The organism is Streptomyces coelicoflavus (genome assembly GCF_003112555.1).
Classification (GTDB): domain Bacteria; phylum Actinomycetota; class Actinomycetes; order Streptomycetales; family Streptomycetaceae; genus Streptomyces; species Streptomyces coelicoflavus.
Map to the genome: position 1 here is coordinate 1 of NZ_BEWB01000020.1, position 14,858 is coordinate 14,858.

Here is a 14,858-nt window from a genome sequence, read left to right on the forward strand (position 1 = left end):
AGCCGGGCGTCGCTGAACGACTCATGGGTCACCCCCGGTCACTCGTGACGACCGACCAGCTCTTCGCTGACGCGTTGCACGCCCAGGAATCACTCGCCCTTCGCTCCGACATGGTGCTCGCCTGGGACGAGGGCGACGCCCGCCCGGCCGTCCGTATCGCCTCAGCCGAGCGCCTCGCCCGGATGCGAACCACCTCGTCGCGACTCGTCGAGGTAGTTCGGGCAATGCCTCGCGTGCCACGGCCAGAACTACGTAGCCTCCGGCAACTGCCCGTCCGCGGGAACAACACGCAGTGGCTGACGGCCCTCGACCACGCCAAGGAGCACGGTCTCATCCTGTGGTGTGACGACCGGGTCCTGCGGGCCGTCGCGCGGTCCGAAGGAGTGGCCACCTTCGGCACTCTCACGCTCCTCGACGCCCGCGTCGACGCGGGCCTGACCACGCCCGAGGAAGCCCTGCTGACCAAGGCCGAGCTACTGCGGAACCACTACGTCGACATCCCCTTCTCCGCCGACCTCTACCACGCCGCCGCGCTGGCCGACGGTTGGCAGGCCGGAGCCGTCTCCGTGGCCCTCTCCCGTCCCTCCGCCTGGGCTGATGCGAAGGCAACCGCTGCCTTCGCACTCAACGCCGCCTCCCGCGCCGTTGGTGCTCTGCCGCACGAGGCCGCAGACTGGATCAGCGCCGCGTACGACGGTCTTCACCGAGCCACGCCGATCGCGCACCGGCGGCGCAACCTCCAAGCGTTCTCGCTGCAGGTCCTCTTGCAGCCCTGGATCTCGTCGTCCACCCTCCCCTTCGCATGGGCGGGGCTGCGCGCCGGTGCGGAAGCCGGAAGCGACAGCGATGCTGTTCTGGAAGCAGCACTCACCCTCTACCACCGTGCCCTAGCCGAGGAATTGCCCCCCCTTGTTGCCGCCGGCACCTTGACGGCCATGTTCGTCCACGCCGATGAGGTGGACCGCGCCATGGCGGCCCGCGTCGTGCTGACCTCTCCCGAGTACTGAGCCCGCAGCCCTCGGCTATAGGCCGCTCCATCAACTCCTGTGCCTTCGCTCGCCTGGCTCGCGCGACAGGCCACTCGTCCCCAGGGCGCGCGAGGATCGACCGGCACCGTCGGCCGAGGAGTTGGCATCGACCATCAGGACCATCCCGCAAGGCATCATGAGCGCCCGGCGTTCGACAACCAGGTTCCACACTCTCGTGGCAAAGGAGACAGCCGACGAGCGCGTACTGCCGTATAGAGCCGAAAGACACCGTCGGCAGTGGGATCCCTCTGGGACTTTTCTGGGACTTCTAGCCCCATCAAACGGCACGATCGTGAAAGAACCGAAAGACCATTCGCGCAGGTCATCGGCCATTGTGCACCCATCACGGCAGGTCACGGCGCTCGCTGGTCTCTTCCGGGACATCTGATCAGCACGACTCAGTAGGTCTGCGCTCAGCGTCGCCTGCCCTCGGCGCCCCATCGATACTCGCCACCTTGTCGGGGTCTGACCTGCCCAACAAGGCTCCTGACACACCATCAGGACGAGCGTCAAATGAGCGTCACGGGCGTCATTTCAGCGTCAAGATATCGCCCGTAACGCCCACACCGCACATAATGCGCACACGCAAAACCGCAGTTCAGGAGCCCTTTACGGCCGGTTCGAGGATCGCGACGCACTCCACATGATGGGTCATCGGAATCACATGGAGCCGATCAGCAAACCTCCTCTGCGCATCACGATCCTCCCGGACTTTCCGGTCCGTAGGGACTCCACCCCTCAGGTGAGCCTTGAGCTCGTCTGGCGTCGCTCCCCTGGGAGTGGGCATCCCTTGAAACCGGTTCAAGGGGTCGATCGACCTCGCGAATACGCATGCCCACTCCAACCCGCGTCTGGCCGATTCCAGAATCGGCTCCTCCAGGGCGCCACCCAGTTCGACAAGGCGACGATCCAGAGCGTCGCAATAGGCACCGAGTACGGCAACCTCTTGCCAGCGTCCCACCTGTTCACGAAGCACCTCTGCGAGTTGATCCCGAACGGCTCGCTTCTTTCGTCGTCATCGGGGTCGGGGAGACTCACACAACAGTGATGACCGTCTCAGAGCGCCTCAGCCCCTTGGTGGTCACTGATCGTGTCCACCGCAGAGGTGGCCTTCACCTCGTCGCCGCAGGTGAACTCGGCTTTCCGTGGGGAGAATCTGGGGAGTATCCGCGCCGCTGGGGAGCGCATGGGGAGGACCGGTGACATAACGCAGCACGAATCTGAAACGCCGTGAAAGACGCATCCGCACAGGTCAGCGGCTGATGCGGCGGCATCAACGCAGGTCAGCCCCACTCCGTGGACAACTCCATGCCGAAGGTGCCCTGGAGGGTGGGGCGGGTGGTGAACTGCATGCCTGACCTCGGTGTTCCTGTACGTCGACGGGCCCGTGCGACAGCGGCACGGGCCCGCGGGTCGGGCTGCCGGCGTCGGCCGCTGCCGCAGGCAGCGTAGATCCGCGCCACCGGCCGACGCCACCCTCCTCATCAGGTCGAACGCGTTTCCCGGGCAGACGGTGAGACCGTCTGCCCCGGCTCGTCAGGCCCGTGGGACCAGGTGGTCGCCGGCGATTCCGGACTTCTCGGGGCGGTAGTAGTCCCTGATGGCGTCGGCCCAGGTGGACACCCGCACGCGGTCCTCCCCGTCGGGGCCGAAGGCCTCGAAGAGGGCCTCGATGTTGGGCCGTGCGAAGCCGATCGCGATCATCAGCGCGACGAACTCGGGGCGGGCGACGAAACCGTCGCCGTCCGGATCGCCCATCGCCGCGAGGGCTTCGGCGAACTCGTCGACGGCGGCGTCGAACCGCTGCGGGTTGAGGACGACGGAGGTGAACTCCTCGGGGCTGACCCGGCCGTCGCCGTTGGCGTCCAGCTCGGTCAGGAGCGTCTCACCGTAGCGGCGGAAGGCGCCGGCCATCCTTTCCTTGACGGCCTCCCGCGCGGCCGGCACGGAAGCCACCACGCGGTTGCTCATCAGGTCGAAGTCCGCGCGTTCCAGGTAGCCGTTGCCGTCGGCGTCGAAGAGGGAGAAGACCAGCTCGATGCGGTCCGTCGCCTCGGTGGTGGGCACCATGGTGCACCCTGCCTTTCGTGGTGGGGCGTTGCCGTCAGAAGGCGCCGGGGAGCTGCCCCCGGCGGCCGACCCAACTATCCGGTCGTCCCGACCGGTTCGCCGGGAAACAACGGTCCTTCACACACGAACGGGGGGAAACCGTGGTTCCGTGCATGAAACGGGCCGGGCCGCTCACGCCGGTCCCGTCCTGTCCGCGAACACCCAGCGGTTGCCGGCCAGGGCGTCGTTCTCCTCGGGCAGCGGGCCGCGTCCGTGCCGGTGGGTGAAGTCGAAGGGGGTGTGGACCGACGTGGTCCAGCCCCTGCCCGTCAGACGGGCCGCGGAATCGGGCCGCGGCTCCAGGCTGAACAGGCCGAGCAGGTCGATGCCGAGTTGCCGGCGCGTGGACGTGTACAGCGGGCTGTCGCGGTACGCCGTCAGGTCCTTCTCGAGCTTGACCTCGTACGCCAGGGCGCTGCCGGGCGCACTCAGCCGGTCGACCGTGTCGATGAGCGCGGTCTCGGCGGCGCGGGGCAGGTAGAACAGCAGGCCTTCGACCAGCCACACGGTGGGGGTCGCGGGGTCGAAGCCGGCGGCCGTCAGCGCGCCGGCCCAGTCGGCTCGCAGGTCGACCCCGACCGGCACGCGCACCGCCCCGGGTTCGGCCGACAGGGCGTCGAGGACCTGGTGCTTGTACGCGAGGACTCCGTCCCTGTCGATCTCGAAGATCACGCAGTCGCAGGGCCAGTCGAGCCGGAACGCCCGCGCGTCCAGCCCGGCTCCCAGCAGCACCGCCTGACGGATGCCCGCCGCCCGGACCGACCGGAGCAGGAAGTCGTCGAGAACCCGGGTGCGCAGCCCGAAGTAGCGGGCGAAGCGCCCCCAGAGGGGGTTCGTGTCCCCGCCCGGAGCCTGCTCCAGGCGGACCGGCCAGTGCGCGGACGCCTGGGCGCCCAGCACGAAGTGCTCCGCGTAGACGTCCTGGGCGAGGCTGTCGGGACGGTGCGTCTCGATCGCCCGCGCGGCGGCGACCAGGAGGGCCGTCAGCCCCACTCCCCCCTCCACGCCGTCCGTACCGGTGCTGAGCGGTGCCGTGTCGGCCATGCCTTCTCCCTGGTGGGGTCGTGTGGGTCGGGCGTCCGCCGGAGGCGCCGGCCCGAACGGGCGGCGGTGCGCGGCGTGTTCAGTGCCGCCGGCCGTCCGGGACCAGGACGGGTTTGACGACGCGACCCGTGTCGCAGTCGTGCTCGGCCTTGTTGATGTCGGCGAGCGGGTAGGTACGGATCAGCTGGTCGAAGGGGAAGAGCCCGGCCTGCCAGAGCGCGGTGAGCCGGGGGATCAGCAGTCCGGGGACGGCGTCGCCCTCGCAGATGTGGGAGATCGTGCGCCCGCGGTCCAGCGTTCCCGTCTCGAGCGGCAGCGTGTCGTGGAGCCGTGCCACGAGGCCGAGGCGGCCGGTCGGGCGCAGCGACCGGAGCGCGTCGTTGATCAGCGCGGCGGACCCCGTGGTGTCCAGCGCGTACGTCACTCCTCCGCCGGTCAGCCGCCGGATGCGGTCGGCCGGGCCGGGCGGAGCGGCGAGGACCGGCAGGGCGTGGAGCCGCTCGGCGAGGGCCAGCCGCCCCGGATGCCGGTCCACGGCCACGGTCACCGCTCCGGCGGCGTGGGCGGCCATCACCGCGGCCAGGCCCACCGCGCCCGCGCCGAAGACGGCGAGGGTGTCGCCGGGGCCGACGCCGAAGGAGTTGAAGACCGCACCGGCGCCGGTGAGGAAGCCGCAGCCGAGCGGTCCGAGCAGTTCCAGGGGCAGTGCGGGATCGACCCGGACGGCGTTGCGGGCGGGGACCAGCGCGTACTCGGCGAACGAGGACTGCCCGAACCAGCGGGGGGCCAGGGCGGCCCCGGCCCCGTCGGTGAACCGTGCGGCGTGCTCCCGGCGCCCCCCGAACAGGTTCAGTGCGGCGAAGGAGTCGCAGTAGGCGGGGGCCGCGCCCAGGCAGTTGCGGCAGTGCCCGCAGGAGTCGAAGCTCAGCACCACGTGGTCGCCGACGCCCAGACCGGTGCCCGTTCCTCCCGTCTCCACCACGACTCCGGAGCCCTCGTGGCCGAGGACCGCCGGCAGGGGGGAGCGGCCCGCCGACCGCCGCACCGCGAGGTCGGTCCGGCACATCCCGCAGCCCGCGATCCGGACCAGGACCTCCCCCTCGGCCGGCCCCTCCGCCAGCACCACCTCCTCCACGGTGAACGGATCCTCGTACGCACGCAGTACCGCCGCGCCGAACCTCACTTCACGCCTCCTGGGGACTTCACGCCTCCTGCGGGCGGTGCACGACGAACGGCCGGAGATTTCCGTAGAGCCCCCACGGTCCGCCCGCGACGCCGACCCCGCTGTCCTTGGCGCCCGCGAAGGGCTGCGCCAGGGAGAGTTCGGCGTGGTGGTTGATCCACGCCGTCCCGCACTCCAGGCGGTCGGCGACGGCCGCGGCCCGGTCGAGGTCGGTCCCCCACACCGAACCGCCCAGTCCGAAGCCGGTGTCGTTGGCCGCCCGTACGGCCTCGTCGAGACGGTCGTACGGCAGGACCGGCAGGACCGGGCCGAACTGCTCCTCGGTCACCACCGGGCTGCCGGCCGGTACGTCGGTGAGGATCGTCGGGGCGAAGAAGTACCCCGGCCGGTCCAGGCGGTGTCCACCGGCGGCGGCCCGGGCGCCGTCCGCCAGGGCCCGGGCCGTGCGGCGCTCGACCCGGGCGAGTTGCGGGGCGTTGTTGACCGGCCCGATCCGCGAGAGCGGGTCGAGCCCGGATCCGACGGCGGTCGTCCTCGCCCGGTGTGCGAGCGCCTCCACCACCCGGGCGTGGAGCCGGCGGGGGGCGTAGACGCGCTTGACCGCCATGCAGACCTGGCCGCAGTTGCGGAACGCCGCCCAGAACAGCCGGTCCGCGACCTTCTCCACGTCGACGTCGTCGAGCAGGACGGCGGCGTCGTTGCCTCCCAGTTCCAGGGTGACCCGCGCGAGCGAGGCCGCCGCGCCCGCGGCGACGGCCCGTCCGGTGGCCGTCGACCCGGTGAAGGTGACATGGCGGATCCCCGGGTGCGACGCGAGACGGGCACCGAGAGGCTCCCTCCCGGTGACGATCGTCAGGACGCCCTCGGGCAGGGCACCGGCGAGGACGGACCCCAGCATCCGGGTGGCGAGGGGTGTGAACGGCGACGGTTTGAGCACCACCGTGTTGCCCGCCGCGAGCGCCGGCGCGAACTTCGCCGACGCCAGTTGCAGCGGGAAGTTCCACGGGACGATCGCGGCGACGGGCCCGAGCGACCGCCACCGCAGCCGGCTGTGCACGGGACGGTCGTCCGCGACGGGTTGCGTCCCGATGCGCAGCTCGGCGAAGTAGCGCAGCCGGGCGGCCGTGCGGGCCACCTCGGCGTACGACTCGGTCAGCGGCTTGCCCTGTTCACGGGTGAGGAGCGGGGCGAGAGCGGCGGCGGCCCTGTCGACGGCGTCCGCCGCCTCGCGCAGCGCCCTCCTGCGGGCGGCCTGGTCCGCCCGCCAGCCGTGCCAGGCCGTGTGGGCGCGGTCGACGATCGCGTCCAGTTCCTCCGGCCGCCGGTCGGGAGCCTCGCCGAAGGTCTCGCCGGTGGCCGGATCGACGACGGTGAAGGACCCGCCCCGGTCTGCGGGATCGTGCGCGGGGTGTCCGGTCGCCAGGGACACGATCAGCCCTGCGGGGCAGCGGCCGCGTGTTCCCGGACGTGCCGGTCCATCTCCGCCCGGAAGGCCGCCACCAGGTGCGGCCGGATCCGGCCCGCGTCGCGGTCCCCTCCCTCGCAGACCGCTCCGCGCACCCCGACGATGTCCGTCCCGATGCGGGCCAGTTCACCCAGGTCGCCGCTCCTGACGCTGCCCGCCAGCGCGGCGACGAGGCCGGCGTCGTGGGCACGGCGCACGAACTCGGCGCACACGTCGGGCGGCACGTGGTCGAACAGCCGCGTCCCGTCCTTGATCGCGGTGTCGAGCATGGCGGCGTCGGAGCCCGAACGGCGCGCGATGTCGGGCAGCGCGAGCGGGTTGACACACCCGATGCGGTGGGCGTCGGCGTACCCCGACGCGACGACGAAAGCGTCCGCCCGGTGCTCCTTCACCGCCCGCACGACCCCGCGCATGACCTCGACGGCCTGTTCGGGTGTCGCGCACCCGTAGAGACCGACCTTGATGTACGTGGCCCCGGACACGGCCGCGCCGAGCGCCGCCTGGGCCACCGTGCCGGGCTTGTACGGCACGTCCCCCACGGTGGCGGAGACCGGCTTGTCGGCCGGGACCGCCGCCCTGATCTCCCTGATGACCCACGGGTAGTTGGCCCCGAGCGAGCCCTCGTCGGGCTTCTTCACGTCGACGATGTCCAGGTGCTCGGCCGCCTTCGCGCAGTCGAGGGCCTCGTCGACACCGTCCGGAGAGATGAGAAGCAGCAAGGTTGGGTCCTTCCCCGGCACACTCCACCTGCCCCGGAGGGGGCAGAGGTGCGGATTCGCCTGGCTCACATGCGGTCCGCACATCATTTCCCCGGGCGTCGTCCCCCGGCAGGGCGCGCGGAGTGACGAAAGGGTCGTAGCCGCGAGCGGCCCGCGCCCTGGACAACGCGCCCTCTGCGCTGGATCCCGCGCGCGCAATGGCGCCGTCGACCTACGATCCGCCGCTCTCGGCCGGGTGAACCTCTGTACGAACTCCGTTTCCCCGTTGTATGACTTCTCCCTATGTGATGGCGGAGGCGTTCACCTCGGAGCGCTTGCTTCGATTGCCGCTTGACAACGTTGTCCTACCGGAAGGGTCCGTGCTCGTCATGCCCGACAGATCCAAGAGACCGCCGATACGGCAGGCGATACGGCCGACGAGATCCCGGGCCCTGCGGTCCACGGTCGCCGCGGTGCTCGCCGGGGCGCTCGGCCTCGCCGCGCTGACGGGCGGCGGCACCGCCGTGGCCGTGCCCGGCCCGACCGCGTCCACCGCCGAGGGGACCTCCCGCGGCACCGACTACACGGAGCTCGTCGACCCGTTCGTGTCCACCGCCGGCGACGACGGCAACGACCTCCCCGGCGCCCAGGCCCCGCACGGACTCGCCAAGGTCAACCCCATGACCACCCCGGGCCGCAACCACTCCGGGTACGACTACGACGAGGACCGCATCGCCGGGTTCACCGCCACCAACCTGGACGGCGTGGGCGGTTCGGGCGGCGGCGGCGACCTGCTGGTCGTCCCGACGTCGGAGCGCTACGACAGCCGCCCGGCCACGAGCAGCTACGCGCACCCCTACAGCCACGACGACGAGTCGGCGTCGCCCGGCTCCTACCGGGTGGGCCTCGGGTCCCCCGCCGGGACCATCGACGCCGAGATGACCGCGACGACCCGCACCGCGCTCGAGCGGTACCGCTTCCCCGCCGGATCGCGGCCCCAGCTCGTCCTCGACCTGGCGAACAACTTCACCAGCCGCACCCGCGCGACGCTCGACGCGACGAAGCTGAAGGACGGGACGACCGCGATCAGCGGACTCGTCGCGGGGTCCTTCAACGGCGCCTCGTACCGCCTGTACTACTACGCCACCACGAACGTCCCCGTGACCTCGCTGCGCAGTTGGGGCGACGACGGCGCGCTCAGCGAGGCGACCGCGCAGGACGGTACCGACACGGGCGCCGTGCTCGGCTTCGACGAGGCCGACGGCGACGACATCGAGCTGCGCGTCACCCTCTCGCCGATCAGCGCCGAACAGGCCGCGACCGACCAGCACAACGAGGTGGCGGGCCACGGCTTCGAGGAGGTGCGCGCGCGGACGAAGGCGGACTGGAACGGCACGCTCGGCGCCGTCGCGGTGAAGGCCTCGAAGAAGGCCGACCCGGACTCGACGCTCACCAAGCAGTTCTACACGCACCTGTACCGCATGTACGCGCTGCCCGTGAACGCGACCAGTACCAGCGGCACCTACCGCGGCGTCGACGGGGCGGTGCACCAGGCGAACGGCTTCACCTACTACGACGGCTGGTCCACCTGGGACGACTTCCGCAAGTACTCCGTCGAGGCGTACATCGACCCGGCGGCCTACCGGGACATGGTGCAGTCCGCGATCGTCCTCTTCGCCGACGCGCACGCCTCGGGCAAGAGCCTCGGCAGCCTCACCCACTCGGTGCCGACGGTGCGCTGGGAGCGCTCGGCGGTGGTGATCGCCGACGCGCTGTCGAAGGGGTTCAAGGACTTCGACCGGCTCGACGAGGCCTACCCGGCGCTGAAGTCGTACACCGGGTACTACACCGGGACGCAGCTGCGGCAGGGCTACATCGCCGGTGACCCCGGTACGACGGTGCAGCGCGGCTACGACCAGTGGGCGCTGTCCGTCGTCGCGGACGCGCTCGGCGAGGACGCGGACGCGAAGAAGCTGCGCGAGCAGGCGACGATGGCGATCGACAACCTGGTCAGGCCCGGCGCCTGGACGGCGGACGACGGCACCGAGGTGGGTCTGCTCACCCCGCGCGACGGCGAGGGCGACTGGCAGGACGTCGACTACGAGAAGTTCGAGGAGGCCAGGCTCTACCAGGGCACCCTCTGGCAGTACCACTGGTACGACGCGTACGACATGGCCGGCCTGGTCGAGGCCATGGGCGGCGAGAAGGCCGGCCGGGCCGCGATCCGGCACATGTTCGGCGAGGACTCCGACGCCGACGACGGCTCGACGATGCTGCACTCCAACGCCAACGAGATCGACCTCCAGGCCCCCTACCTCTTCAACTACGTCGGTGAGCCGAGCCTGACGCAGAAGTGGGTGCGCGCCATCTACACGGACGAGACCTGGAACCGGTACATCGCCACCGGCTCCACCGGTGAAGCTCCCAGCTCCGGCGGCGAGTTCAGGCCGCCGGTCAGGACCAAGGCGTACGAACTCGCCCCGGACGGCTTCCTGCCCACCATGGACAACGACGCGGGCACCATGTCGACGATGTTCGTCGCGGCCGCCCTCGGCCTGTTCCCGGTGACGGCGGGCTCCAGCCAGTTCCAGATCGGCAGCCCGTTCTTCGACTCCACGACGATCCGTTACGCCAACGGCGCCGAGTTCACCGTCGAGGCCGACGGGGTCTCGCCGAGCGACTACTACGTGCAGCGCGCCACGCTCAACGGCAAGCGGTTCACCAACACGTGGCTCGACTACGCGCAGATCGTCGCCGGCGGCACCCTGAAGTTCGACATGGGCTCCGAGCCGTCGTCCTGGGGCGCCCGCACCGAGCCCGCGTACTCGCTGAGCACCGACCCGGGCGACGGCGACGACGGCACCGGGCCGGGCCGGGGCACGACGGTCGTCTCCGCCCGTCCGCAGACCGTCGGCACCGACGCCGACGGCACCCTCGACACCGGTATCGGGCTCCGCCTGTCCGGCAGGGCGTCGTTCGCCGCGCGGAAGGGGACCAGCCTCACCGGGACCGGCGCGGCGAGCGTCACCGGCCTGCCCGACGGGGTCGAGGCCGATCTCCGCGTCACGGGCAGGCGCACGGCGTCGCTGAAGCTCACCGGCACCACGAAGACCGACGCGCGGATCGGCGTCGTCTTCCGCGACCGGGCCTTCCCGCACGGCATACCGGCCTCGACGGTGACCGGCGCCGGCGTGTCCGTGACCGACCCGCTGGTCGTCTCGGCGGCGGCGGTGCACCGGGCGGGCCTCGACGCCCTCGTCGACGACGCGTCCCTCGTGCGTGAGGGCAACTACTCCGACGGCTCCTACGGCCTCTTCCGGGCGGCGCTGGAACGCGCGGTGACCGTCCTCGCGGACCGCGCCTCGCCGACCGGCACGCTCATGGCCGCGCACGACGCCCTGCGGTCCGCGATCGACGCGCTCACCCTGGACGAGGGCGGGTACGCCGTCCTCCAGGCCGAGGATCCCGACCGGATGGAGGGCCCCAGCCTCGTCAAGGAGGCGTACTACTCGGACGGCGACCTCGGCGGCGTCACCGAGGGCGCCTGGGAGCAGTACACGCACCTGGACTTCGGCGGGGTCGCCCCGCGGAGCGTCTCCGTGCGCTACGCCAACTCACAGGCCCCCACGGCGGAACCGAGCAGTGTGGACATCCATGCCGGCGACGCCGACGGCCCCGTCGTCGCCACCGTCTCCCTGCCCGGCACCGGCGGCTGGCAGTACTACACCACCGTCGAGGCGGCCGTCACCGACCCGCAGGCCCTGCTGGACGCGTCGGCCGCGACGTTCGTGTTCCACGCGCCGTCGGGGCGGCAGTGGGTGTCGAACTTCGACTGGTACCGGTTCTCGCCCGAAGACGTCTCCGCGTCCGGCTCGAAGACGACACTGGCCTCGCTGACCACGGCCAACGCCTCGGCCACCGGCGACGGTTCACTGCCGCTGAAACTCTCGGGCGGCGTCTTCGAGAACGTGACGAACGGCGCCTGGGCCGAGTGGCGGGACACCGACCTCGGTGACGGCGCGGACGCCGTCACCATCGGCTACGACAAGCCCCGCTCGCGTGCGGCGTCGGACTCGCACATCGAACTGCGCCTCGGTTCGAAGGACGGTCCGACGAGCGTCGACATCCCCCTGGAGTACACCGGTTCCGGCTGGGGGACCGTCGCCGAGACCACCGTGCCGCTCGACCCGCGTGTCTTCAAGGGTGCGCAGACCGTGTACGCCCTCTTCGTCTCCAGCACCCAGACCGACGCACAGCCCTACGTCGCCAACGTCCACTCGCTGACCCTGACCCGGCAGTCGGACGCCCCGGTGGTGTTCGACGCCACGGCGTTCGAGGGCAGCAGCGGGGGCGGGCTCAAGAGCGAGCCGGCCACCTGGAGCGACGCGGGTTCCGCCACCAGCCTCGGCGGCACCTACGACGGCGCCTGGCTCGACTACGGGGACGTCGACTTCGGCGACTCCCCCAAGAACACCGTCACGCTCACCTACGTCAACAACTCCGCCCGCTGCGGCACCGGTTCCGCCGTCCAGCTCTACCTGGACACCTTCGACCCGGACGCCCCCGGCACGCCGTACGCGACCGTTCCGCTGCCGGTCACCGGCGGTTCGTGGTCGTCGGGCGGGACGACCAGCGTGACCCTGCCGGAGGCGATCACCGGCACACACGCGGTGCACCTGCGGCTGACCACGCACGCGGACTCCGCGCACCCGTACGTCGCCAACCTCGGCCGGGTCACCTTCGGCCACGTCGAGCCGCCCGCGGAGACGGACCTGTCCGCCCTGCGGAAGGCCGTCGGCCAGTACGAGGGTCTGGCCGAGGACGCCGACCGGTACGGCACCGTCGACTTCGGCGTGTTCCGGCGCGAACTCGCCGCCGCCCGCGCCCTCCTCGGCGCGAAGGACGCGACGCAGCTCGAGGCCGACCTGCGGACCCGGAGCCTGACCCTGGCCGCGAACCAGCTGGTCCCGCTCCCGAGACTGAAGCTGGAGAACCTGGTCGCCACCGCGTCCGCCCTCCGCGACGAGCGCTACACGGACGCCTCGTGGACGGCGTTCACCACCGCGCTCACCGCGGCGAGGAAGGCCGTGGCGGACGACGCGGCCACGGACCGGACGCTCACCGCGCGGTACGACGGCCTCGACGACGCCATGTCGGCGCTCACCACGAAGCGCAGGACGGTGCCGGCCGCGCCCGACGCGGTGTCGGCGTCCGCGTCCGGCACCGGCGTGAAGGTCACCTGGTCCGCGCCCGAGGACGACGGCGGTTCGCCGGTCACCGGCTACGAGATCACGCTCGGCGACGGTCACCAGGTCGAGATCTCCGACCCGGACAGCCGGAGCACGGTGTTCACCCGGCTGAAGGACGGCACGTCGTACCCGGCGCGGGTCCGGGCGGTGAACGCCCTCGGCGACTCCCCCTGGAGCGCTTCGACGCAACCCGCCGTCACGGGCGACAACCGGCCCCAGGCGCCGGCCGTCACGGGCGTGGTCACCGACGGCAAGCGGGTCCGGGTGAGCTGGCGGCCGGCCAGTGACGGCGGTTTCCCGGTCGTCGGCTACACGGTGACCCTCGACGACGGAACGACCGCGCACGTGCCCGGCACCTCGGACACCGCGCTGCTCACGACCGCGGACAGGGCCGAGGGCCACTCCGCCACCGTGACCGCGACGACCCTGGCGGGTGCCTCCGACGCCCCCGCCACGACGGCCGCGAGCACGGCCGCCGCCACGACCGGCACCGCCTCCGACCCGGCGGACTACGAACCGTCCCCCTTCCCGGACGACGTGCTGGACGCCTCCTACGCGTCGGACTCGTGGCCCGCGACCGACGACGGGAGCGACTACTTCAACGGGCTCCTCAGCGGCTTCGAGGACCTCGGCCCCGCCACCCTCGGCGCCAACGAGAAGCTGTCCGAGGGCACTTCGCCCACCGCGGAGAACGACACGATCACCGTCGGCATCAACAACGCGGCGACGCGGGCGCAGGTCGACCGGGCCGAGGTGGACGCCTCGAACAGCGCCACCGTCACGATGGCCGACGGCCTCGGCTCCCGGCTCGGCCCGCTGTACACCGAAGCACTGAAGGAGGGCCGGCTGCCCAAGACCGGTGCGCTGTTCTCCCGCGTCACCGAGAACCTCGACACGCACGACGCGGCGAAGAACCACTACCAGTACCTGCGCCCGTACGTGCGGCTCGGCTTCGCCGGGGACGGCGGCGCGGTCTACGAGTCGCCGGACAGCTCGTACAGCGGACTCGCGGGGCAGGGCTCGTACCCGAGCGGCCACACCTACGGCGGCTACGAGGCCGGGACGATCCTCGCCACGCTGCTGCCGGAGCTGGCGCCGTCGATCCTCGCGCGCACCTCGGAGTACGGGGACAACCGGGTCGTCCTCGGGTTCCACTACCCGCTGGACGTCATGGGCGGCCGCGTCACCGCCCAGGCCACGGTGGCGCACCGCTGGGCGGACCCCGGTTTCGAGAAGCTGCTGCGGCAGGCCCACACCGAGATCGAGAACGTGCTGCTCGCGCGGTGCGAGGAGGAGGGCTACGGCGACACCCTGACGGCCTGCGCGGGCGACCCCTACGCCGGGCTGAGCACGGCCCAGCAGATCGATCAGTACACCCGGCGCCTGACCTACGGGTTCTCCCGGACCGGCAAGGCCGGGCAGACCCTCGACGCGCCACCGGACGCGGCGGCGCTGCTGGTCACGGCGTTCCCGGACCTGACCGCCGAGCAGCGCACCCAGGTTCTGGAGCAGACCGCCACGGACTCCGGGTACCCGCTCGACCTCACCGCGTCCGGCGGGCCGAGCTGGCAGCGGATCAACCTCGCGGCGGCGATGGCGGCGGACGTGGTCGTGAACGCCGACGGGTCGGTCACGGTGACCAGCTCCCCCGACGCCACGAAGGCGAGCATCGCCGACGCGTCCGCGATCACCGTGGGGGGCGTCGCGCTCGACGGGTTCGACCCGGAGGTGTCCACGTACGTCGTGGACTGGCCGAAGTACAAGCGGATCCCGGCCGTCGGTGCCGTGACGGCCGCTTCGGGTGCGCGGGTGAAGGTGACGTCCGGCAGCTCCACGGTCTCGTCGTCCCGGCGCGGGTTCACGACCCGCACCATCACGGTGACCTCGGCCAACGGCGCGTTCACCCGCGCCTACACGGTCGGCTTCCGGCCTACGACGGAGCGGCATCCGCACCGGCCGGGCGCGCGCTGGGACACCGGCGGCGGGACGGCCGGTGACGGCGGGGGCGGGGGCGGCCTGTGGTCTCCGGCACGCGAATGGGAACAGACCTCGAGATGACCGCGGGATGACCGCGTGGACCGC

General features: G+C 71.7%; 7 protein-coding genes. 2 read left to right on the forward strand and 5 right to left on the reverse strand.

Translation table 11 applies throughout. The annotated features are described in order from the left end of the window. Window positions 1–1,007, forward strand: a 1,007-nt coding sequence (locus tag Sco07f_RS36190; protein WP_218030763.1) for a PIN domain-containing protein, incomplete at its 5' end; no start/stop codon positions are given. A gap of 1,557 nt (window positions 1,008–2,564) precedes the next feature. Here the strand turns inward: Sco07f_RS36190 and Sco07f_RS36200 are convergent. The 5 genes from Sco07f_RS36200 to Sco07f_RS36220 all read right to left on the reverse strand — a co-directional run bounded on the left by Sco07f_RS36200 (window position 2,565) and on the right by Sco07f_RS36220 (window position 7,548). Further along, a complete protein-coding gene (locus Sco07f_RS36200; RefSeq protein ID WP_054101391.1) occupies window positions 2,565–3,098 on the reverse strand; it encodes an EF-hand domain-containing protein in 534 nt (177 codons plus the stop codon). Window positions 3,099–3,269: 171 nt separating this feature from the next. After that, window positions 3,270–4,181 (reverse strand): class I SAM-dependent methyltransferase, encoded by a 912-nt coding sequence (locus Sco07f_RS36205; protein ID WP_108990383.1) that lies wholly within the window; start codon window positions 4,179–4,181, stop codon window positions 3,270–3,272. A 79-nt stretch (window positions 4,182–4,260) separates the two neighbouring features. After that, entirely contained in the window at window positions 4,261–5,364 is a 1,104-nt protein-coding gene (locus Sco07f_RS36210) for an NAD(P)-dependent alcohol dehydrogenase (RefSeq protein ID WP_108990384.1), read from the reverse strand. 19 nt (window positions 5,365–5,383) lie between these two features. Continuing rightward, the gene (locus tag Sco07f_RS36215) at window positions 5,384–6,793 is read right to left on the reverse strand and encodes an aldehyde dehydrogenase family protein (protein ID WP_054101394.1); all 1,410 of its coding nucleotides are present in this window, start codon (window positions 6,791–6,793) and stop codon (window positions 5,384–5,386) included. A 2-nt stretch (window positions 6,794–6,795) separates the two neighbouring features. Next, window positions 6,796–7,548, reverse strand: coding sequence for a (5-formylfuran-3-yl)methyl phosphate synthase (locus Sco07f_RS36220; RefSeq protein ID WP_108990385.1), 753 nt, complete (start codon window positions 7,546–7,548; stop codon window positions 6,796–6,798). Between the two features lie 368 nt (window positions 7,549–7,916). Between Sco07f_RS36220 and Sco07f_RS36225 the strand changes: the two genes are divergently transcribed. Then, the gene (locus Sco07f_RS36225) at window positions 7,917–14,834 is read left to right on the forward strand and encodes a glycoside hydrolase domain-containing protein (protein ID WP_108990497.1); all 6,918 of its coding nucleotides are present in this window, start codon (window positions 7,917–7,919) and stop codon (window positions 14,832–14,834) included. The last annotated feature ends 24 nt before the right edge of the window (window positions 14,835–14,858 follow it).